Genomic DNA, 22,774 nt, shown 5'->3' on the forward strand with positions numbered 1-22,774 from the left:
ACATGACGATTCCATTAATTATCGGTGGAGTTTTACTCGCAATTTTAATTCTACTCATTTTAGTATTCATTACGAAGTATCGTACAGTTGGTCCAGATGAAGCATTAATTGTAACAGGGAACTGGCTTGGTGGTGGAAAGAATGTTGTTACCACTGATGATGGAAAGAAGATTAAGATTATCCGCGGTGGTGGTACTTTCGTTGTGCCAATTATGCAACGAGCAGAACTTCTTAGCTTATTAAACTACAAATTAGAAGTTGGAACACGTGATACGTATACGAAACAAGGTGTACCGATTACAGTAAACGGTGTTTCTATTATTAAAGTAGGATCGACAATTGAAGAAGTTTCTACAGCAGCTGAACAATATTTAGGAAAAGAAACGGAAGAGTTAAAAGTAGAAGCAAAAGAAGTTTTAGAAGGGCATCTACGTGCTATTTTATCTTCTATGACAGTAGAAGATGCTTATAGTAATAGAGAGCAATTCGCACAAAAGGTGCATGAAGTAGCTTCGACTGATTTGAAGAAGATGGGACTTCGCATCGTTTCCTTTACAATTAAAGAAATAATGGATAAAAACGGTTACTTAGATGCACTTGGTCAGCCGCAAATTGCAATGGTTAAGCGTGATGCAACAGTTGCAAATGCAGAGCGTGAAAAAGAGGCGAGAATTGAAAAAGCTCGTGCTGAGAAAGAAGCAAAAGAAGCAGAATATCAACGTGATGCGCAAATCGCTGAAGCTGAAAAACATAAAGAATTAAAAGTACAATCTTATAAGAGAGACCAAGAACAAGCTCGCGCAGATGCAGATCTTTCTTATGAATTACAACAAGCGAAAGCACAACAAGGTGTTACAGAAGAGCAAATGCGAGTTAAAATCATTGAGCGTGAAAAGCAAATTGAGTTAGAAGAAAAAGAGATTGCGCGTCGTGAAAAGCAATACGATGCAGAAGTAAAGAAAAAGGCAGATGCAGATCGCTATGCTGTTGAACAATCAGCTGAAGCGGAAAAAGTAAAACAAATGAAAAAAGCAGATGCGGATCAATATAAAATTGAAGCAGAAGCAAGAGCACGTGCAGAAGAAGTTCGTGTAGAAGGTTTAGCAAAAGCAGAAATTGAAAAAGCACAAGGTCAGGCAAAGGCAGAAGTACAAAAGGCACAAGGTACAGCGGAAGCAGATGTTATTAGGTTAAAAGGTTTAGCAGAAGCAGAAGCGAAACAAAAAATTGCAGAAGCATTTGAATTATATGGGCAAGCCGCGATTATGGATATGGTTCTTAAAATGCTTCCAAGTTATGCGAAAGAAATTGCGAGTCCACTTAGCAATATTGATAAAATTACAGTTGTCGATACAGGCGGCGGTGGAAAGAATAGCGGCGCCGGAAAAGTTGCAGGGTATGCGACTGATTTAATGGCAACAATGCAAGAAACGCTAAAAGCTTCTTCTGGTATTGATTTAAAAGAATTACTAGAAGGATTTGCTGGAAAAGGTGCAGTACAGCAACTATCAAACGATAAACCTGTCGTATCTGTAGTAGAAGATGAGAAAAAAGAAGTAGAGAAAGATAAGGAATAGTAAGGTGAAAAGCCCCTCTAGTAAATAGATACTAGAGGGGCTTTTGTGTGTTTATAGGACTCTCTGCTAACACTAAGGCAGAGTAGTGAATAATGATATAAAAGTAAAGAAATAAATGTGGTATGATTAAGTTGAAAAATCTGTATATTCTTTGAATTCTATCTTCAGTAATGTTAGGGGAATGATTTTGAAATTGAAGAAATTGAAACTACAACCGAGAATTACATTAACTATTAGTACACTTATTCTTGTTGTACTGCTGTTAACGAGTTATTTATTTTACTATATATTATCTGAAACAGTAGAAGAGCAAATTGGAAAAAGGGCGTTGCATGTTGCGAAAACAGTTGCTGCTATACCGGAAATCGGGGAAGCTTTTCAAAAAGAAAATCCAGCTTCTATTATTCAGTCAATTGCAGAAAAAATTCGAATCGAAACAGATGCGGACTTTATTGTAGTTGGAAATAAAGATGGTATTCGTTATGCACATCCTAAGCGAGAGAAAATAGGAGAAGCTATGGTGGGCGGAGATAATAAAGGGGTCCTATTAGAAGGGAAAGCTTACGTTTCGGAAGCAACAGGATCATTAGGACCTTCATTACGCGGAAAAGTCCCAATTCGTAATCAGGATAATGAAATTATTGGTGTAGTATCTGTTGGTTTTTCAATGGATGATATTCATGGAGCGATAGACGTGTATGGAAAGCGTGTGTTTTGGATTACAATAACAGGTCTGTTAATTGGGATAATTGGCTCTGTATATTTAGCAAAAAGTATTAAGCGGATGATGTTTGGAATGGAGCCAGAAGAAATTTCATCTTTATACGAGGAGCATAGTACAGTTATTCAATCTGTACGTGAAGGGATTGTAGTAATCGATAAAAATGGAATGGTTAGTTTAGTAAATCAAGCGGCATACGATATCCTTTCTTTAGATAAACAACAAAATATAATGGGAGAATTTATTTTAGATGTTATTCCTAATTCATCGATACTGGATGTACTTCAAACCGGAGAAGAACAATTTGATCGCCAATTAAATATAAAGGGACAGGATGTTATTGCCAATCGTCTACCTATTAAAGTTAATCATAAAGTAACTGGTGTAGTATCCAGCTTACGCCTGAAATCTGAAATGGATCAATTAATAGCAGAATTGTCTCAAACGCGGCAATATACAGAGGCATTGCGGGCACAAACGCATGAATATAATAATTTATTATATACGCTTTCAGGTCTTATCCAATTAGAGTCGTATGAAGATGCTTTAGAGCTTATTCATAAGGAAACAGCAGTATATCAAGAATTCGTTCAATTTATTATGAAACGAATTCAAAATCCGTGGTTAGGCGGGATTTTAATTGGATTTTATAATAGGGCGCGAGAGTTGAAGATTGATTTTATGTTAGATCGGGAAAGTAGTTTAGAAAAGTTAAGTCCGCATATTGAGAGTAATTACGTTGTTTCTATTTTAGGGAATTTGATCACGAATGCATTTGAAGCAATTGAAAGAAATCACGAGCATGATAAGAAAGTAAGAATGTTTGTAACAGACATTGGAGAAGAAATATTAATTGAAGTGGAAGATTCAGGACAAGGTGTTCATGATGAAATAATTACAAGCATATTCTATAAAGGGTTTTCGACGAAAGCGGGCGAAAAACGTGGATATGGGTTAGCAAAAGTGAAAGAGTTAGTGGAAGATTTAAATGGAAGTATTGCGATTGAAAAAGGGGATTTAGGTGGTGCTTTATTTATCATTGCATTACCGAAAGAGAGAGGCGAATTGTAATGAATGAGGGGATTGAAGTATTGATTGTAGAAGATGATATTCGGATTGCGGAAATTCATCGTCGTTTTACTGAAAAAATTGAGGGGTTTAAAGTAATTGGAACAGCAACGACTGGGGAACAGGCGAAAGAATGGTTAGAGTTTGTAAAGCCACAACTCGTTTTATTAGATGTATATTTACCTGACATGCAAGGGACTGAGCTCGTCACATATATTAGGCATAATTTGCATGATACAGATATTATTATGATTACAGCCGCATCAGAGACGGATGTAGTGCGGCATGCTTTACGAGGTGGAGTAACAGATTATATCGTAAAGCCACTTACATTTGATCGGTTTAAAACAAGTTTAGAAAGTTATCAAAAGAAGATTACGAAGTTAAAGAAAAATGCGCAATTATCTTCAGAACAGATTGAACATCTATGGTCCCAAAGAGGGGTGCAGGCAAATCCAATAGAATATGCGCCAAAAGGAATCGATCCTTTAACGTTAGCAAAAATAAAAAAGCATATGTTAACTGTTAATGAGGAGGGAATTACTGCAGAGATGCTAAGTTCAATGGTAGGTGTAAGCCGATCAACTGCGAGGCGCTATTTAGAGTATTTGATCTCTGGAAAGAAAGTGCATGCGGAGCTTATATATGGAAGTGTGGGGAGGCCAGAAAGAAGGTATTTCCGCGTTTCTTCATAGGGGACTCCCGCAACAATAAAAACAGTAGAGGATTACATTTCCTCTACTGTTTTTATTGTTTCATCTTATATTGGAATAATTCCAATTGCAATTCCAGTAATCAACATAACCATTGTCGTTCCAACAGCCCAAAGTAAAGTAAATCGTTGGTGTTCACCAAAATCAACCTTTGCCATACCGACTAATAAATAAGTGGAAGCAACGAGGGGACTCAGTAAGTGAACAGGTTGACCGAGTAACGAAGCACGTCCCATTTCTGCTGCACTAATTCCGTAAGCTGCAGCAGCTTTCGTTAAAATAGGTAATACACCGAAGTAAAAAGCATCATTAGACATGAAAAATGTGAACGGCATACTTAGTAAAGCTGTAATAATTGGAAGCTGGGGGCCAAGTGCATCTGGTATAAGAGTAACAACACTTTGAGCCATCGCATCTACCATTTTTGTTCCAGATAGAATACCTGTGAAAATTCCAGCAGCAAAGACGAGAGAAACAACCGCTAATACGTTTCCAGCGTGAGACGCAATACGCTCTTTTTGTTGTTCTAAGTTAGGGTAGTTAATCATAACAGCAATAGCAAAAGCGACTGTAAATAAAACAGGTAACGGCATAACTTCTAGTATGAGACAAACGAGGAGGGAAGCAGTTAATAAAAAGTTAATCCATAGCAGTTTCGGGCGTTTATGTATTTCAGCTTCAACTGTCGCAGCTTGCTCATCCATTGTTTGCATGTGTTTTAAGTATTGCACATCCATAATTCCTAAACGTTTTCTTTCTTTTTTTCCAAGATAGTAGGCAACGAAAACTACCCAAATTGCACCAGCAATCATTCCTGGTATAAGTGGTGTGAAGAGTTCTGATGCATCAAGTCCAAGAGCACTCATAACCCGAGCTGTTGGTCCACCCCAAGGTGTAAGATTTGTCACACCTGCTCCTAACATAACAACCCCAGCTAATATAAGTGGATTCATCCCAAGACGTTTATATAGTGGATACATTGCGGAAACTGTAATCATATATGTTGTTGTTCCGTCCCCATCTAATGAAACGATAATAGTAAGGATAGCCGTACCAACAACAATTTTTAAAGGATCACCTTTTACAAATTTCAAAATTTTACTAATGACAGGATCAAATAAACCGCTATCAATCATAATCCCAAAATATAAAATGGCGAACATAAGCATAATACCAGTAGGTGCTAACTTTTTAATACCGTCTAACATCATAGGACCCATATTTGCATAAAATCCACCAATTAATGCGAAAATAATTGGAATTAATATTAATGCTACTAATGCTGACATACGTTTAGTCATAATCAAAAACATAAAGACAAATACCATTGCAAATCCAAGTAATGCTACCATGTAATCTCCCCCTCAAAAAAATGATTGCGCTTTCAATATAAAACGAAAATTCAGATAAAAGGTTTTTTATTTATAATAAAAGGTTCAATTCGAATGGTAAATAATTAAAGAAATAACATCATTAGAAACATAATCTTTATTTTGATCATTTTGTTCACGAGGTAATTTTGAATTTTTAAAAAGATAAATACCTGTATGCAAGAATGGTAGAATAAGGTGAAAAAGAGAAGCGCGTGAAGTAGGGAGTAGATTTTGAATGGAAACAAGAATAGAAGAAATTTATAGTTCATGTACAGGAATAGTAGAAGAGATTTTTATTAATGAAACCTCTTACGTATATGAATGGGAGAAATTAATGATGATCCGAAAAAATGACGGCGAGATTGAAAAAATCGCAGTAGGGATCAGTGGAAATATAAGATTAGTAAATGTAGAAGTTGGACAGGAAATTAGTGCGGATACATTATTAGTTAAGATAGAAGATGATTTGTTAATTACTGGTTGTGAATGATGAGAGATGTGTAGAAATAACTGCACATCTCTTTTTTGTTCCATATATTACAAAAAGAACAATGTTTTTTCACAAATCTCACACAACTTTTTGATATTCTCCTAGTTGAGTACAATGAATAAATTTTTAGGAGTAATGTATTGTCATTAATGGGGAGGAAATAGGGATGAGAGTAAAGTATGCTGTGCTTGTTATATGTTTATGCTTCGTATTTACAATAGTAGGATGTGGGAAAAAGGACATAGAAGCTATTGCGGTTGATGAAAAAAATGATAAGTGTGATATTTGTCAAATAGGGGTAATGGATAATCAATTCGCAACAGAAATTATTTTAGATAATGGAAAAGCCTTAAAGTTTGATGATATTGGCTGTATGTATAAATGGATGGATAACAATAAAAATGAGAAGACGAAAGAAAAGTTTGTACGAGACTATAATACGAAAGATTGGGTTCCATTACAGGACGCAACTTACGTATATGATAAAACAATAACAACACCTATGGCTTATAACGTGATTTCGTTTAAAGATAAAAAAGATGCGGAAAGTTTTGTATCTAAATATAAGGGGAAGGTCCTTTCCGACAAAGAATTATCAGAGCATAAGTGGGAAATGAATAAAGAGATGATGGGGAAACCGAAAAATGGGAATAGCGGAGGACATTCTCATTAATACGAAAAAGTAGCTAGAGTAAGGACAACCACCCCAAGGTTGTCTTTTTCTATTGTTAGTGAGATGCAAATAGAAAGATAAAAGGTGTAAAATGGTTAGAAGAACAGTTACAATATAAAATAGTGACATCTTTAGGGGAATTAAGGGTAACAAAGATGTACAAGTATCGCTGAAACATGCTAAACTAATTGCTCCATAATATTAATGATGGAGCTGGGTGGCATATCATTCCAAACATGAATTATATGTTGAGAAAACATGAGCATAAGTATACTATGACAATTGAAGAAGGAATATAAGGTACTTATGGATAAATCTATTGAAGAAGAGTTATTGCATGTGATGGAGGAATGGTTAAGAAAACATTATCTTTCATAGGAGCTGTAGTTGTGAGAAAACAAAAAATTTTATTATGTACATTATTAGGACTTTTAATGATGGTAGTGGCTTGTGATAAGCAAGAAGAACCTGAATCGAAACCGGTTCACGTGAAAAACGAAAAAAAGCAAGAAAAGCATAAAGAAAAGGAAAAAGATAAAGAAGAGACTGGTATAAATTTAATGGATAAGCAATTATTGCTTTCTGCGACCCTAGGTGATACAGAAACGACTATGAAATTAATAAAGGACGGGGCAAATATAAACGTAGAGGGCGATAATGGAGAAACACCTATCTTGGCAGCGGTGTATCAAAATCATATAGAGACAGTTAAAGCGTTAATTGATGCAGGAGCCGATATTGAAATCCAAGATGAAAAACAAAGCAATCCATTTCTTTATGCTAGCAGAGAGGGCTATACAGACATCGTAAAACTACTAATTAATGCAGGTGCTAATACGAAAGAAACTACTAGGTCGGGTGGAACAGCATTAATTTCTGCATCAGAGCGTGGTCATGTAGAGGTCGTAAAAGAATTATTAGAACATACGGATATTGATGTGAATTATAAAAATAACCGTGGTGGGACAGCATTATTAGAAACGATTGTGTTAGGAAATGGTAGTGACAGCCATAAAAGGGTAATTCAAATGCTTATTGAGCATGGAGCGGATGTAAATATGGCTAACAATGAAGGGAATACGCCATTGCAACATGCTGAAAAAAGAGGTTTTAAAGATATTGCGAATATGTTGAGGGTAGCTGGAGCGAATGAAGTTATGCAACAGCAACCTATAGGGTAACTGTAAGTAAATGAGTATTAGATAAAGCAACAAATAGAGCGAGTAGTATTTCAGCTCGTACGAGTCAAAAATAAAAGAAAGCCGTATCCATAAGAGGGATGCGGCTTTCTTTTATTAAGGCAAAGTTAAGAAATGGACTTTATAATAAATCTTCAAAAGTATATCCAATCTAAACTATTAGATGTAAATAATTAAAAAAGCCAATGTATAATGTGACTGCTTTCTGTCGCTATTATGAGAAGTGATGTAATAATAAGAGAAAAAGAGAATTGAAATATATTGTGGAAGGTGAGAAAGGCCGATGCGCTTACTTGTAGTAGAAGATAATGCTTCTTTATTGGAGTCCATAGTACAAATTTTACGTGATGAATTTGAAGTGGATACGGCAATGAATGGGGAAGATGGTTTATTTTTAGCATTACAAAATATATATGATGCGATATTACTTGATGTCATGATGCCAGAAATGGATGGATTTGAAGTTATCCAAAAAATACGAGATGAAAAGATTGAAACGCCAGTTTTATTTTTAACAGCGAAAGATTCTTTGGAGGATCGAGTTAAAGGCTTAGATTTTGGCGGGGATGATTATCTCGTTAAGCCGTTTCAAGCACCGGAACTAAAAGCGAGAATTCGTGCTCTATTAAGACGAAGTGGTAGTTTAACAACAAAGCAGACAATTCGTTATAAAGGAATCGAATTGTTTGGGAAAGACAAAGGCGCGCAAGTCGATGGGCAAGCAATTAAGTTGACCTTAAAACAGTATGAACTTCTAGAGTACCTCATTCAAAATAGCGGTAAAATTTTAATGCGTGAACAAATTTTTGATCGTGTTTGGGGATTTGATTCAGATACAACAGTAGCTATCGTAGAAGTGTATGTTCATCACTTACGTAAAAAATTAGAGCCATTCGGTTATCAGAAAGATATTCAAACTGTTCGTGGTATTGGATATATATTAAAAGAACAATGAAAAAGGGAAGTATGTTTCAAAAAACACGTATTCGTCTGACTATAGTAAACTCATTAGTATTTATCCTATTAATAGGAGTATTAGGGAGTATTATTTATTCATACACATATAAGCGCATTTATAATGAAGTAGATACATCCATAGAAAAAATGGTTCAGCATAGAGAGATTTCAGATGATAAAAAACTACCTAAAAAAATAAGGGGATATTTCCCAATTGGGGATCCAAGGATAGTAGAGTTAACTTGGAGTGGAAACAGAGTGGAGATAGGTGGCGAAAACGGCAAACGTCGTTTTATCTTCGAAGACAATTTGGAAAAGTTTTCTCCAAAAAAATTAGGATCTTTGCAAGATATTGAAGTGCAAGGGCTATATTTTAGAACGTTCGCGTTTCAAAAAGATGGAAAAATAGTTCAAATCGTACGCGATATAACAGCTGAAGAAGAAATGCTAAATACTTTATTTTTAATTCTTGTTATAGGTTGTAGTGTAGGGAGTGTATGTGCAATAGGAATCGGCTTTTTCTTAGCTGGGAGGGCACTTGTACCCATTCAAAATTCATGGGAGAAACAGCAGCAGTTCGTTTCTGATGCATCACATGAATTAAGGACACCACTTGCGGTTATTCAATCAAAAACAGATATATTATTCCAGTCACCATCTGCGACGATAGAAGAAAAAGCGATGGATATTTCTACGATTTCAAAGGAGTGTAGACGGTTATCGAAGCTCGTAGCTAATTTATTATTGTTAGCACGTTCGGATTCTAATCAAATCGAGATGGATAAGAAAACATTTGAGATGGGTAAATTGTTAGAAGAAATAGTAGATCCATATAAAGAAATTGCTTCTTATCAAGAAAAAGCGATGATATTAAAAGTAGAACGTGACATATCGTTTATTGGCGATAGAGAGAGAATCCATCAATTGATGGTCATATTGCTAGATAATGCGATGAAGTATACGAATGCAGGTGGACATATTCAAATTAATTGTATGCAAACGAGTAGTTCAATTCGCATACAAGTGAAAGATAACGGGATAGGAGTTAAAGAAGGGGATATTCCAAAGTTATTTGATCGTTTTTATCAAGGAGATAAAGCGAGAAGTCCATCAGAAGGAGCGGGATTAGGTCTTTCAATCGCTAATTGGATTGTAGAAAAGCATTATGGGAAAATATCGGTAGAGAGCAAATGGGGAGAAGGAACTTGTTTTGAAGTGATTTTTCCAAAAAATCAAAGATTATAAGTGAGAAGACGACCTTGTTTTTACAAGGTCGTCTTTTTTAAGGGAAAGTTAAGGAATAACTTGTAGCATGTATTACATAATGGAAACTTGTGATAGAAAGAAAAGCTGTAAGGTTTTTTGAATGAACTGGATAAATCAAAAGGTTATTTCTAACAGAGAGGAAGTTTATGTATAGTATAAAAAAAATTATGGGAAAGCTGGAAAAAGAAAGCGTGCGAGGGAGGAAGAAGTCTTGAAAAAGAAAATGATGACGGTATTTACTATTGGAGTAATGAGTTTAAGTATATTAGGGGGTGCCTCTCCTTCTGGAATGACAAAAGGAAAGACAGATTACACGCAGCGTAGTAAAGAACAATTAAATGATGGAAAAATACATGCAATGCATACGGAAGAAAAAGCGGAAAAGTTAGGCATTGAAACGGATGGGAAAGAACAAATTACGTTAGAAAAAGAAATTCATGAGACGGAAGTAGGAAGAGAAGCTGATCAATTAGGTATCTCGGCAGAAGGAAAAGATGTTGGAATTCTTTCAGAAGAAATTTATGAAACAAAAGTGAGGCAAGAAGCGTTGAAACTAGGAATATCTATAGAGAATACGTCGATTGTAAGTTTAATTGATCAAATTAATAAGATTAAAATTAATAATGAAGCAGAAAAGCTTGGTGTTTCAACTGAAGGAAAAGAAATAGAAGAAATTGAGGAAGAAATCTACGGCACGAAAGTTAGAGAAGAAGCAGAAAAGCTAGGTATTGCTCAACAAGGAAAAGAGATGGAAGGGTTAGCGCAAGAAGTGTACGAACAAAAAGTACAGGAAGAAGCAAAAAAATATCATATTGATTTATATGGCAAAGATATATATCAAGTATTAAGAGAAATAAATGAGCAAAAGGTAATAGAGATAGCAGAGGAGCTTAATATGGATAGAACGAATATGGGCATTCAAGAGCTAGCGGAAAAAATAAAACGAGAACAACCTGAAAAAGGAAACGAACTAAAATTTATACCAATGATTCAAACAGATGCAGATGCGTTTTATTCGTATTTAACGAATTAAAAAGGGCGTGAGAGTGATACGAAAATGGAAGTGGTATATATGTATTACCGTACTATGTATAGGAATATGGTGGGCATATACAAATGGGATTACAACGTATGTGGAGAAAGTAAAGGGGTTACTATTATCAAGTATACAAAGTCAAAAACGAATAGAGTTTAGTAATAACGATGAAAAGGTCATCTTATCAAATGTGCCTTTAATTCAGCAATTACCAGAGCTAGATAGAGGCTGTGAAGTGACAAGCTTAGCGATGATATTACAATACGCAGGCGTTTCAGTAGATAAGATGAAATTAGCAAATGAAATAAAAAAAGTTGATTTTATGGCCGATGGTGTACGTGGGAATCCGAATGAAGGATTTGTAGGGAATATTTATACCTTTTCTGAATCCGGATACGGTGTATATCACGGACCACTTTTTCAGTTAGCGAAAAAATATTTACCTAATAAAGCTGTGGATTTAACAGGAAAGAGTATAGAGGAAATGTATAAGAGTGTAAAAGCAGGGCAACCGGTAGTCATGATTACGAATGCAACATATGCTCCTTTAGATGAAGATGAATTTACTACATGGGAAACAAATAGTGGGGATGTTTCTATTACTTATAATGAACATTGTGTCGTACTTGTTGGATACGATGAAGAATTTGTATATATTCGAGATCCTCTCGAGGATAGCTTAGATGTAAAAGTGCCAAGAGGAAACTTTGAACAGGCATGGGTGCAGATGGGGAGTCAGGCAATTAGCTATATAAATAACTCCAAATAAATTAGGAAGGAGAGCATGAACTATATAACTATAAGGTGAAGGATAAAGATTTAAGGAATTGTAAGAGAAGTTTTGCAGGTTTTTTTGAAGAGAAGCTGTTAAGAAATAAGAGAACTTTAGCTTATTATATATGCTAAAGTTCTCTTATTTTTTATGATTAAAATGTTTAGGAGAAGTGGATATGTAAAAATGCATAATTGAAGAAAAAAATACATGTTATCATTATATATTGTTTTATACATGTTGATTGTATAAAATTACACAAGTGTTCTATTACATAAAGGAGGCTTATTATGCAAAATATATTCAATTGGGTTAAAAGTATGAGTATCAAGAAAAAATTAATCATTTCATTTTTTATTATTTTAACTATACCGGGACTTATTATCGGTGGTGTTTCATATCAAACTGCCAAAACAAATTTTGAACAACAAATTACAGGTAAAGCCAAGGAAAACATTTCAGTTTTAAATACTGTTATTTCTCAAAATATAGAAGAGAAATTTGTTGATGCGACGTACTTTGCAGACATCTTAACAGAGGATACATATCCAAATGGACAAGAAGAGCTAGTAAGAACGAAGTTAGCGCAATATATAAAGCTTCATCCAGAAGTAGAAGGTATTTATATTGGAACGCAGACGGGAAAGTTTATAAGAGAACCATTTATTCAAATGTCTGATGGGTATAATCCAACAGATAGATCGTGGTATAAAGAAGCGCATGAAAATAAAGGAAAAGTAATTGTTACTGCACCGTATCAATCAGCATCTACAAAAAATATGGTAGTGACAATTGCTAAAGAAGTAAAAGATGGTAAAGGTGTTATAGGCATTAACTTGAATTTGGATAACATCCTAAAGGTTTCAAAAATGATTAACATTGGTGAAAAAGGCTATGCGGTTATTTTAGATCAAAATAAGCAAATTGTTAGTCATCCATCTAGAAAACCAGGTTCAAAGGTTACTGAGCCTTGGATTAAACCAATTTATGAAGACAAACAAGGAAATGTATCTTATACAGAACATGATGATAAAAAGAATTTAATCTTTGCAACAAATGAGAAAACGGGATGGAAAGTAGTTGGAGTTATGTTTGACGAAGAAATTATTCAAGCTGCGAATCCAGTTTTTTATAAGACTTTGGTTGTCATAGCCATCGCTATTGTATTTGGTAGTGTATTAATTTATTTCATTATAAATTCTATTACAAGACCATTACGAAAAATAGCTGACTCGGCATATAAGATTAGTAAGGGGGATTTAACAGAAAAAATTACTATTTATTCCAAGGATGACATAGGAAAATTAGGGAATTCATTTAATGAAATGTCTGCTTCTTTACAAGACGTGATTACCCAAATTAGCTTTTCAGCAGAACATGTCGCAGCATCGGCAGAAGAGTTAACAGCGAGCGTACAGCAAGCGAATGATGCGACAGATCAAATTACAATTGCAATGGAACAAGTATCAGGTGGGGCTGAATCACAAAGCCAAGGTGTTGAAGAAGGTGCGGCTACATTACAACAAGTAAATACAGCAATTCAAGATGTAACTGGAAGTGCGGAGGAAATTTCCATCTCCTCACTACATGCGAGAGGAAGAGCTGTAGAGGGAGAAGAATTGGTTGAACAAACCGCAAAACAAATGCAGTCTATTTCTAGGTCGGTATCCCAGTCAGACGCTATTATTAAACTTCTTGATGAGAAATCAAAGCAAGTAGGGGCTATTTCTGAAGCAATTCAAAACATTGCTACTCAAACGAACTTATTAGCTTTAAATGCAGCTATTGAAGCAGCAAGAGCAGGTGAACAGGGACGAGGATTTGCTATTGTAGCAGATGAAGTTAGAAAATTAGCAGAGCAATCAGGAGAATCATCTGGAGAGATTGCAAATTTAATTGCAGAAATTAAGGCTGATATTGAACATACTGTTAAGGCGATGGATAATGTGAGTGTGGAAGTTCAACAGGGCTTAGAAGTTGTAACCAAAACGAAAGTAAGTTTTGCAGAAATTTCAAGTTCTACTACTCATATTGTTTCTCAAGTTAATCAAATGGTAGAAACAACGAAGAAAATCGCTGGAGATGCAAATGAAGTGACAAATGCTATTGATGAAATTGCAGCGGCGGCAGAAGAAAATACAGCTAGTATGCAAAGTGTTGCGGCTTCAACAGAAGAACAAGTGAATTCGATGGAAGAAATTAGTTCGGCTTCGCAAAACTTAGCTGAGATGGCAGAAGAACTACAAGCAATGACTAGTAAATTTAAAGTATAATAACAGCAAATAAGTAAGGTGAAAATGATATCACCTTACTTATTTTTCTATTCAGCAATTAGGGGAGTCATTAACGGGATGAAAAAAAGAAAAAGACTATGGAATTTATGGAAAACGATTACATTATTAGTGTGTACTGTTGTCATTTTTTCTTTACTTGTGACAGATATTTTAATCAGCCATAATGTTGAACGAACGACAGAAGAAAGCCAAGCAGAGAAGGCAAAAACGATTGCACATATTGTAGCGAATGATTCGGTGGTAATCGATGGTTTAATTGGGAAAGCAGATACTTCCGCCATCCAAACGTATACAAATAGGATATTAAAAAATACAGGTGTTCAATTTATTGTCGTTATGGACATGGATGGAATAAGAAAATCTCATCCAAATCCCCAAAAAATAGGTCATCATTTCGTTGGAGGGGATGAAGGAACGGTATTGAAGGGAAAGGAACACGTATCTTTAGCAGAAGGAACTTTAGGGATTTCAATGCGAGTATTCGTTCCTGTTTTTGCTGACACAGGTGAACAGCTTGGTGCGGTTGCTGTTGGTATTTCAGCTGATAATGTAAAAGAGAGAGTTAAGGAAAGTAGACATATTATTTATATAGGTGTCGGAGTTGGATTGTTAATTGGCATTATAGGAGCGATATTGCTAGCTAGACATATAAAGAAGAGTCTGTTTGGTCTGGAACCGCATAGGATAGCGAAAATTCTTGAAGAAAGAAATACGATGTTGCTTTCGGTGAAGGAAGGTATTATTGCTGTAGATAAAGAAGCGAACGTAACTTTAATCAATAATGAGGCAAAACGGTTATTTAAGAAAAGTGGACTTGAAGAGGATTTTATTGGTAAAGACGTTGAATTGTATATGCCGAATTCACGTATAAAAGAAGTGTTACAAACTGGAGAGGTACAATTAAATGAAGAACAAAATATTTATGGAATTACGATTGTTACGAATCGTGTTCCTTTATATGTAAAAGGTGAAATAGTTGGTGCGATTGCAACATTTCGTGATAAAACAGAAATCAGAAAATTGGCAGAAGAACTAACTGGTATTAGGCTATATGCGGAAGCATTACGGGCTCAATCTCATGAATTTATGAATAAAATGCATGTCGTATTAGGGCTAACACATATGAAACAGTATGAAGAATTGCAGAAATATGTAAGTAGTATGGTATCAGAGCATCAATATGAAATTGGGGGGATTATGAAAAAAATTCAAAGCCCATTATTTGCTGGGTTTTTACTAGGTAAACTTAGTTATGCTAGAGAGAAAAATATAAAGTTAATTATAAAAGAAGATTCTTACTTACCAGAAATATATGATGAACGTATCATTCATGAACTGATCACCATTGTCGGAAATTTAATTAATAATGCATTAGACGCGGTGACGAATTGTGAGAAGAAGCAGGTTGAAGTTGGAATACAATATGGGGATACATTAATCATTACAGTACAAGATACGGGGAAAGGCATAAAAGAAGATGAAATTGATGCATTATTTATAAAAGGTTATTCCACAAAGGGTGATAATCGGGGGTATGGTTTGCATCTTGTAAAGGAAAGCATACAGCGAATAAATGGGAGAATTTATGTTCATTCATTGTTAGGAACGGGAACGACAATAACGATTGAAATACCTAAAAGTAGGGATGAGAGATAAGATGATCAAAGTTTTGATTGTAGAAGATGATCCGATGGTTGCGATGTTAAATACGCATTATTTAGAGCAAGTTGGAGGGTTTGAACTGGTCCATGCAGTTAACTCAGTTAAATCGGCGATAGAAGTGTTAGAGAAGTCACGAGTAGACTTCATATTACTTGATATTTTTATGCCTGAGGAGACTGGATTTGAGCTTTTAATGTATATTCGAAATCAAGAAAAAGAAATTGATATTATGATGATTTCAGCTGTACATGATATGGGAAGTATAAAAAAAGCATTACAATATGGAGTTGTAGACTATCTAATTAAACCATTTACATTTGAACGCTTTAAGGAAGCATTAACTGTGTATCGAGAAAAATTTACTTTCATGAAAGAACAACAAAAAATTAGTCAATCGGAATTAGATTCGCTAATTTTACAAAAAGAAAAAAGAGAGTCCTTTGACTATAAAGAGCTTCCGAAAGGATTAACAAAGCAAACATTGCAACTAATTTGGCAGCAAATCAAATCGCTTCACGGACAAGCATTTACAACAGATGAAATGGCGAAATTAGTAGGGGTTTCAAGAGTTTCTATTCGAAAGTATGTAATGTTTTTGACTGAAATTGGAGTTTTAGAGAATGAAATGGTGTATCAACATGTGGGAAGGCCGGTAAGTAAATTAAGGTGTATTGACCAAAAAAAAATAGACTTTTACGTATAAGCGACTTATTATAGGTCGCTTATACTTTTTTTAATTACAAAAGTAGTTACAAAACTTACAAAAACTATTTTTACTATTGAAAGCGTTTTAATATTGTTATTAAGAAAACAAGGGGGTGCCATATGGGAATTCAAAAGAATGTGGAAGCGGTATCATTTTCTGAGGGAAATGAGGTACAAAGAGAATCGTTCGCTTCTAAAATTATGAATGTAAAAATCGGTGTAATACCTTTACCGTTATATGTAGTATTGGCTGCTATTATTTATGGGGCATCTGTATATAATAAATTACCAGCAGACATGATTGGTGGATTTGCAGTTATTATGATTATGGGTATTTTCTTAGGTGACATTGGGATGAGAATTCCAATTCTAAAAAACATCGGTGGTCCAGCAATTCTTTCATTATTTATTCCATCGTTACTTGTATTTTTCAACTGGATGAATCCAGCTTCAATGGAAGCTGCGACTATGTTAATGAAAAAATCGAACTTTTTATATTTATATATTTCTTGTTTAGTAGTAGGAAGTATTTTGGGAATGAATCGTAAAGTGTTAGTACAAGGTTTCGTTCGCATGTTTATTCCTTTAGTAGTAGGAACGTTAGCTTCTATAGCAGTAGGCTTATTAGTAGGTTCACTATTTGGATTTGAAATGAAGCAGACATTCTTCTTTATCATCGTACCAATTGTGAGTGGTGGTATTGGGGAAGGGATTTTACCGCTATCACTAGCTTACGGTGATATTTTAAATGAATCATCAGCAACATTTGTATCACAGCTTATTCCAGCAGCTATTATCGGAAATATGTTTGCAATTGTGAGCGCAGGCTATATGAAGCGTTTAGGTGAGAAGAGACCTGAGCTTAGTGGGAATGGTGTATTAGTAAAAACAGATAATCAAGCAGAGTTATTAAAAGAGCAAAATACAGAAAAACCAATTGATTTCTCATTAATGGGAGCAGGGTTATTGATTGCATGTACATTCTTTATTTTCGGAGGATTCGCTTCTAAGTTTATCGGTATTCCTGGGGCAATCATTATGATTTTCTCAGCAGCACTTGTGAAATACTTTAAATTAATGCCAGCAAAAATGGAGCAAGGAGCATTCCATTTATATAAATTTATTTCAAAGAATTTAACTTGGCCGTTAATGGTCGGTTTAGGATTGCTATACATTCCGTTAAAAGACGTAGCAGCAGTTCTTTCTGTAGGATATGTTGTTGTTTGTGCATCAGTTGTTCTTACAATGGTAGCATCAGGTTTTCTTGTAGGGAAAGTGATGAAAATGTATCCAGTTGAATCAGCAATTGTAACTGGATGTCATAGTGGTTTAGGTGGAACTGGAGATGTTGCTATTCTATCAGCTTCAAATCGTATGGAATTAATGCCGTTTGCGCAAATTTCAACGCGTTTAGGCGGGGCTGCAGTGGTCGTAACAGCAACAATTTTATTGAAAATGTTTTCATGATCAAAACAAGCTAGCTATATTCGTATAGCTAGCTTGTCAAATTAAGGGGAGATTATAAGTATGTTAGAAAATCAAATTAATGAAAGATCATTGTTATTGCATAAAGAGTTAGTAGGTAAAATTGAAATTACAAGTAAAGTAGAAGTGAATACAGCGGACGATTTAAGTTTGACTTATACACCGGGGGTAGCAGAGTCTTGTAAAGCAATTGCAGCAGATGAGGAAACAGCGTATGACTATACAGCAAGAGGGAATATGGTTGCAGTTGTTTCAGATGGAACAGCAGTACTTGGTTTAGGGAATATTGGACCGAAAGCGGCTATGCCTGTTATGGAAGGGAAAAGTATTTTATTTAAGAAATTCGCGAATGTAGATGCTTTCCCGCTATGTTTAGGGACGACTGATGTGGATGAAATCGTTACCCTTGTGAAAAATCTAGAGCCTACATTTGCAGGTATTAATTTAGAGGATATTGCAGCACCACGCTGTTTTGAAATTGAAAAACGATTAAAAGAAGAAACGAATATTCCTGTATTTCATGATGATCAGCATGGGACGGCTATTGTCGTTTTAGCAGCTGTTATTAATGCATTAAAAGTTGTAAGTAAACAAATGGATGATGTGAAAATTGTTATTAACGGTGCGGGTTCGGCAGGAATTGCAATTGGAAAATTATTATTAAAAGCTGGCGCAAAACACATTACGTTAGTTAGTTTAGAAGGTATTGTTTGTGAAGGTGAAACATGGATGAACGAAGCGCAAATCGAAGTTTCACAGAAGACAAATCGAGAATATGTACGTGGAACATTAAAGGAAGCGATTCATCAAGCTGATATTTTCATCGGTGTATCTGCTCCAAACGTATTAACGAAAGAACTTATACAGACGATGAACGAGAAACCAATTGTGTTTGCAATGGCGAATCCAATTCCAGAAATATTCCCAGAGGACGCGTTAGAAGCTGGGGCAGCTGTAGTAGGAACTGGGCGTTCTGATTATTCGAATCAAGTAAATAATGTATTGGCGTTCCCTGGGATATTCCGCGGTGCGTTAGATGTACGTGCGACTGATATTACAGAAGAGATGAAATTAGCGGCAGCATATGGGATCGCTAACATAATTACAGACGAAGAGCGTAATGCGAATTATGTAATTCCAAATCCATTAGATAAAAGAGTTGTTCCAAGTGTTGCAGAAGTAGTAGCGAAAGCAGCCATTGATTCAGGGGTGGCGCAAATTACGAAAATGCCAAGTTATAGATAGTCAAAAGCAGTGCCTTAAAAAGGCACTGCTTTTTTTGAGATAAGAAATCAAAATAATGAAGAAGGGTAGAATTATTTATGTCCCTTCATTATTTATTTAATTCCATTGCAACTTGTTTACCATTTACTAAAACCTCAGTTACTGCTACGATCACTTCTATCATTTTTTTCATCTCTCATCTCTCCTCGCTTCATTTCTTACTTTAAGTATAAGAGAAGAGAGAGAATCCAACTATTGAAGTACGTGACGTAGAAATTACATTGTTGTAAGGAAGTGTTCCAGTTTGGTCACTTTATTCGGCAGTGATTACAAATTGATCATAATATCTTTCATTCACATATATGTTTAATACCCATAATCCAGATGAAGGTAGTGACATTACGAGAGGGAGTTCTTTTATTGTAGTATCGATTGTATTTGAAGTAGTCCAATTTGGTTCGGAAGTTTCCTTTGGAACGATTATTGGTGTTGGAAGGATAGAGCCTTGTTTTAAAGCAATAATAGATAGTTTTCCAGTTGGCATTTCAGGATCTAGGAAGAACCACATTATTTCATTTTGTTCATTTGCGATAATAGAGCTATCAGCCATGGCGATTTTTCCTTCGATGCCTTTTAACGGTATTTTTCCTTCTACGAATGATGGAGCTTCTTCCCAATTTACATCTTTTAAAACACTAAGATGAAAAAAAGAAGGTGCGTTAATTTGAGAAGATGACGTTTCTAGTACTTCTTTTTTAGGTACATTTGAATCTGGCTGCACTTGCGCGCAGCCAGTAATGAGGAAGGAGAAAAGTAGCATAGTTCCGATTTTTTTCATGGTGCCACACTCCTAATTTTTATTGTTAGTGTAATTGTATTTGCTAGCAGGCGGGACAATTCCTTTAAATCATAAAAAGAGGTCGTAAGTTTTGTACGACCTCTTTTGACATTTTCTATCCCGCATTAACGGGCAGTAAGACTCCCACCTCGAAATTCGGCGAATGCGAGGAAGTTAGGTGGGAGATCAACTGCCCGTAAAAGCCCGATTGGTTCAACTAATAATCAGTGGGGGATGGAACCTCCCCACTGATTAAAGTTTCACTTTATATTTGTTCAGTTGAAAAGGTTGGTTCTCTCTTTTTTTGAGGCATTGTTAAGAGAATAACAGAAAGAACGATACATACTCCGCCTAATAATTGATATGCTCCAAAGGATTCATTAAGCCAAGCGATTGAAACGATGGCAGCTACAAGTGGTTCAATGCTAGATAAAATACTTGTTTCTGTTGCTGCTAAATATTTAAGACTCCCGATATAAAGAAGGAAAGAAAGAGTGCCACTTATAATGATAAGAATAAGCATAGAAAAAGTTTGAAATGTGAAAGTTTGCGAAATCTGATTCCATCCAAAAGAACGATTACAAATAAGCAGTGCAATCCCTCCAATTAACATCCCCCAGCCAATTACTATAGTTGTTCCGCATTCTTTAATAAGAGAAGCCGGATGAAGGGTATAAAACGCAAAACCAATCGCTGTTAATAGGCCGAAAGTAATAGCTGCTTTAGATAAAACAATATTTTCAATTGAACCGTTTGTAATAATAAAGTATGTCCCTGTTAGAGCAGTTATAATTGCGAGTATTTGCATAGAAGCAGGGAATTTCTTTTGCTCAAACGCAACGTAAATGGTAATAAGAACAGGACCTAGAAATTGAAATAGTGTTGCCGTTACGGCATTACTAATATGAACTGTTTCGATAAAAGCGTACTGCGCACCAAGCATGCCAAGAATAGAGAAAATTATAAGTTGTATAAAGTGTTTAGGATGTTTCCAAATGTGAAATATGTTTTGTTTTTTAATAAGCAAGAAAGCCAAAATGAATATTCCTGCGAGTAACAGGCGAATTGTTAAAAAATCAATTGATGATACGTTCGTATGTTGAAATAGCCACTGAATCATGGGACCAGATAATCCCCATAGGGTAGCTCCTGTAATAATCATCATAAGTCCGATGCGTCTACCATTGTTCATTATCATGCATCTCCTCTCTAGTATTTGATTATTAATGTGTTACATGATAAAAGGAATTATATAGAATTTCTGGTACTGTAAAAAGTATCAGTTATGTATTTTTGGGAGGGGTCAGATGTTGTGTTAGAACTAACGCCTAATTTGAGTGCAAATAGTAAGACAGCATTGTATGTACAATTGTATGAGTATATAAAAAAAGAGATTAAAGATGGAACGATTCCGGCCTTTACGAAATTACCGGCTAAGAGGAAGCTGGCGACATATTTACAAGTGAGTAAAAATACAGTTGAAGCTGCTTATGAGCAACTTCTTGCCGAAGGATATATTGAGTCGATTTCTAGAAAAGGTTATTTTGTATGTGAAATCGAGCAAATGATTCATGTGGAAGGCAGCGAAGAGGTAATAGGAGAAGCGCCTTTTCAAGATAAGGAGTATAAATTTGATTTCACTCAAACGGGTGTGGATACTAATACTTTTCCGTTTCATGTATATCGAAAAATTACGAATGAGGTATGGCAATTTGAAAATAAAGATTTACTTTTTATTGGACATCCGCAAGGGGAGGTAAGTTTACGAGAAGCAATCGCGAGCTATTTGTATGAATCTAGAGGTGTACGATGCGTAGCTAGTCAAATTGTAATAGGAGCGGGTACGCAAATATTAGTAAAAACGTTATTTCAGTTGTTAAAGGGAAGTCGTTATGCGGTTGAGAACCCTGGGTACCATCGGAAAATGGTCGTTTTCGAGCAAGGGGAACAAAATGTACAAATGTTATCTTTAGATAGAGATGGAATTCGTATGTCACAGTTAGCGGATAGCCATGCAAATGTTGTATTTGTTACACCTTCGCATCAGTTTCCTTGCGGGATGATTATGCCAATTACGAGAAGAATACAGCTTTTACAATGGGCGAAAAAAGAAGAAGGAAGATATATTATTGAAGATGATTATGATAGTGAATTCCGCTATTCAGGAAAGCCAATTCCAGCGCTGCAAGGGTTAGATAGAGATGGGAAAGTAATTTATATGGGGACGCTGTCTAAAGCGCTATTGCCATCATTACGGATGAGTTATATGGTGTTGCCAAAACCCCTCATTAAGCAGTATCAGGAGCAATATTTATTTTACACACAAAGCGTTTCAAGAATGGATCAAGAGATCATTAGGAAATTTTTAAATGACGGGCATTGGGAAAAGCATATTCATAAAATGCGTGTTGTGTACCGAAAGAAGAGAGACCGTCTTGTTTCGGTAATAGAAAAATATTTTTCTAATCGCATTGAAGTAATAGGGGAAGATTCTGGCCTACATATTTTATTAAAAGTGCATAACGGGATGGAAGAGAAAGAATTAATGGAATCTGCAGCCGAAAGGAGTATTAAAGTGTATCCTGTTTCGATGTATTATAAGGAAGGGACTTCTCCCAAAAGTACAGTATTACTTGGATTTGCGACTTTATTAGAGGAAGAAATTGAAGAGGCCATTCAATTATTATATACAGCATGGTTTACAAGAAAGTAAAAAACATC

General features: G+C 35.4%; 19 protein-coding genes and 1 pseudogene. 17 read left to right on the forward strand and 3 right to left on the reverse strand.

The genetic code is table 11. The features are described 5' to 3' along the window. Positions 1 to 2 precede the first annotated feature (2 nt). From JTF23_RS10645 to JTF23_RS10655, 3 genes are all read left to right on the forward strand, one after another. Entirely contained in the window at positions 3 to 1,577 is a 1,575-nt protein-coding gene (locus JTF23_RS10645; protein WP_204208711.1) for a flotillin lipid rafts scaffold protein FloT, read from the forward strand. Between the two features lie 181 nt (positions 1,578 to 1,758). After that, a complete protein-coding gene (locus tag JTF23_RS10650; RefSeq protein WP_204208712.1) occupies positions 1,759 to 3,369 on the forward strand; it encodes an ATP-binding protein in 1,611 nt (536 codons plus the stop codon). Continuing rightward, positions 3,369 to 4,061, forward strand: a complete 693-nt coding sequence (locus JTF23_RS10655) for a response regulator (RefSeq protein WP_199674495.1) — start codon at positions 3,369 to 3,371, stop codon at positions 4,059 to 4,061. The genes JTF23_RS10650 and JTF23_RS10655 overlap by 1 nt, the downstream gene beginning before the upstream one ends. Before the next feature lie 65 nt (positions 4,062 to 4,126). Here the strand turns inward: JTF23_RS10655 and JTF23_RS10660 are convergent, their stop codons facing one another. Continuing rightward, positions 4,127 to 5,431 carry a CitMHS family transporter gene (locus JTF23_RS10660; protein WP_002113923.1) on the reverse strand — a complete coding sequence of 435 codons (1,305 nt, stop codon included), beginning with the start codon at positions 5,429 to 5,431 and terminating at the stop codon, positions 4,127 to 4,129. A 256-nt stretch (positions 5,432 to 5,687) separates the two neighbouring features. On the opposite strand from JTF23_RS10660, the gene JTF23_RS10665 reads away from it, so the two are divergent. The 13 genes and pseudogenes from JTF23_RS10665 (at position 5,688) to JTF23_RS10720 (ending at position 19,236) form a co-directional block, all read left to right on the forward strand. Then, a complete protein-coding gene (locus tag JTF23_RS10665) occupies positions 5,688 to 5,942 on the forward strand; it encodes a hypothetical protein (protein ID WP_204208713.1) in 255 nt (84 codons plus the stop codon). Between the two features lie 166 nt (positions 5,943 to 6,108). After that, positions 6,109 to 6,615, forward strand: a complete 507-nt coding sequence (locus JTF23_RS10670; protein WP_002159357.1) for a nitrous oxide reductase accessory protein NosL — start codon at positions 6,109 to 6,111, stop codon at positions 6,613 to 6,615. 350 nt (positions 6,616 to 6,965) lie between these two features. Further along, a complete protein-coding gene (locus JTF23_RS10675) occupies positions 6,966 to 7,796 on the forward strand; it encodes an ankyrin repeat domain-containing protein (RefSeq protein ID WP_106408170.1) in 831 nt (276 codons plus the stop codon). Between the two features lie 301 nt (positions 7,797 to 8,097). Then, the gene (locus JTF23_RS10680) at positions 8,098 to 8,769 is read left to right on the forward strand and encodes a response regulator transcription factor (protein WP_070146177.1); all 672 of its coding nucleotides are present in this window, start codon (positions 8,098 to 8,100) and stop codon (positions 8,767 to 8,769) included. Positions 8,770 to 8,780: 11 nt separating this feature from the next. After that, a complete protein-coding gene (locus JTF23_RS10685) occupies positions 8,781 to 10,016 on the forward strand; it encodes a sensor histidine kinase (protein ID WP_204208714.1) in 1,236 nt (411 codons plus the stop codon). A gap of 232 nt (positions 10,017 to 10,248) precedes the next feature. Further along, positions 10,249 to 11,070, forward strand: a complete 822-nt coding sequence (locus tag JTF23_RS10690; protein ID WP_016103488.1) for a hypothetical protein — start codon at positions 10,249 to 10,251, stop codon at positions 11,068 to 11,070. Positions 11,071 to 11,113: 43 nt separating this feature from the next. Beyond that, the gene (locus tag JTF23_RS10695; RefSeq protein ID WP_204208784.1) at positions 11,114 to 11,842 is read left to right on the forward strand and encodes a C39 family peptidase; all 729 of its coding nucleotides are present in this window, start codon (positions 11,114 to 11,116) and stop codon (positions 11,840 to 11,842) included. Between the two features lie 323 nt (positions 11,843 to 12,165). After that, a pseudogene (locus tag JTF23_RS28455) lies at positions 12,166 to 13,179 on the forward strand (HAMP domain-containing protein); the annotation flags it as partial. A gap of 120 nt (positions 13,180 to 13,299) precedes the next feature. After that, positions 13,300 to 14,118, forward strand: coding sequence for a methyl-accepting chemotaxis protein (locus tag JTF23_RS28460; protein ID WP_445286269.1), 819 nt, complete (start codon positions 13,300 to 13,302; stop codon positions 14,116 to 14,118). A 78-nt stretch (positions 14,119 to 14,196) separates the two neighbouring features. Further along, complete coding sequence (locus tag JTF23_RS10705) at positions 14,197 to 15,795, forward strand: sensor histidine kinase (RefSeq protein ID WP_252188006.1); 1,599 nt, start codon at positions 14,197 to 14,199, stop codon at positions 15,793 to 15,795. A 1-nt stretch (position 15,796) separates the two neighbouring features. Then, the gene (locus tag JTF23_RS10710) at positions 15,797 to 16,504 is read left to right on the forward strand and encodes a response regulator (protein WP_204208717.1); all 708 of its coding nucleotides are present in this window, start codon (positions 15,797 to 15,799) and stop codon (positions 16,502 to 16,504) included. Positions 16,505 to 16,626: 122 nt separating this feature from the next. Then, positions 16,627 to 17,973, forward strand: a complete 1,347-nt coding sequence (locus JTF23_RS10715) for a 2-hydroxycarboxylate transporter family protein (RefSeq protein ID WP_002113946.1) — start codon at positions 16,627 to 16,629, stop codon at positions 17,971 to 17,973. A 60-nt stretch (positions 17,974 to 18,033) separates the two neighbouring features. Continuing rightward, a complete protein-coding gene (locus tag JTF23_RS10720; protein WP_016103493.1) occupies positions 18,034 to 19,236 on the forward strand; it encodes an NAD(P)-dependent malic enzyme in 1,203 nt (400 codons plus the stop codon). Positions 19,237 to 19,528: 292 nt separating this feature from the next. Here JTF23_RS10720 and JTF23_RS10725 read toward each other — a convergent pair whose 3' ends face one another. Beyond that, positions 19,529 to 20,053 (reverse strand): DUF4871 domain-containing protein, encoded by a 525-nt coding sequence (locus tag JTF23_RS10725; protein ID WP_002159347.1) that lies wholly within the window; start codon positions 20,051 to 20,053, stop codon positions 19,529 to 19,531. A 265-nt stretch (positions 20,054 to 20,318) separates the two neighbouring features. Next, positions 20,319 to 21,245, reverse strand: a complete 927-nt coding sequence (locus tag JTF23_RS10730; RefSeq protein ID WP_204208718.1) for a DMT family transporter — start codon at positions 21,243 to 21,245, stop codon at positions 20,319 to 20,321. 120 nt (positions 21,246 to 21,365) lie between these two features. Between JTF23_RS10730 and pdxR the strand changes: the two genes are divergently transcribed. After that, the gene (pdxR, locus tag JTF23_RS10735) at positions 21,366 to 22,766 is read left to right on the forward strand and encodes a MocR-like pyridoxine biosynthesis transcription factor PdxR (RefSeq protein ID WP_204208719.1); all 1,401 of its coding nucleotides are present in this window, start codon (positions 21,366 to 21,368) and stop codon (positions 22,764 to 22,766) included. Positions 22,767 to 22,774: the final 8 nt, after the last annotated feature.

The sequence above is a fragment of the Bacillus sp. RIT 809 genome (genome assembly GCF_016892495.1).
GTDB classification, from domain to species: Bacteria; Bacillota; Bacilli; order Bacillales; family Bacillaceae_G; genus Bacillus_A; species Bacillus_A cereus_U.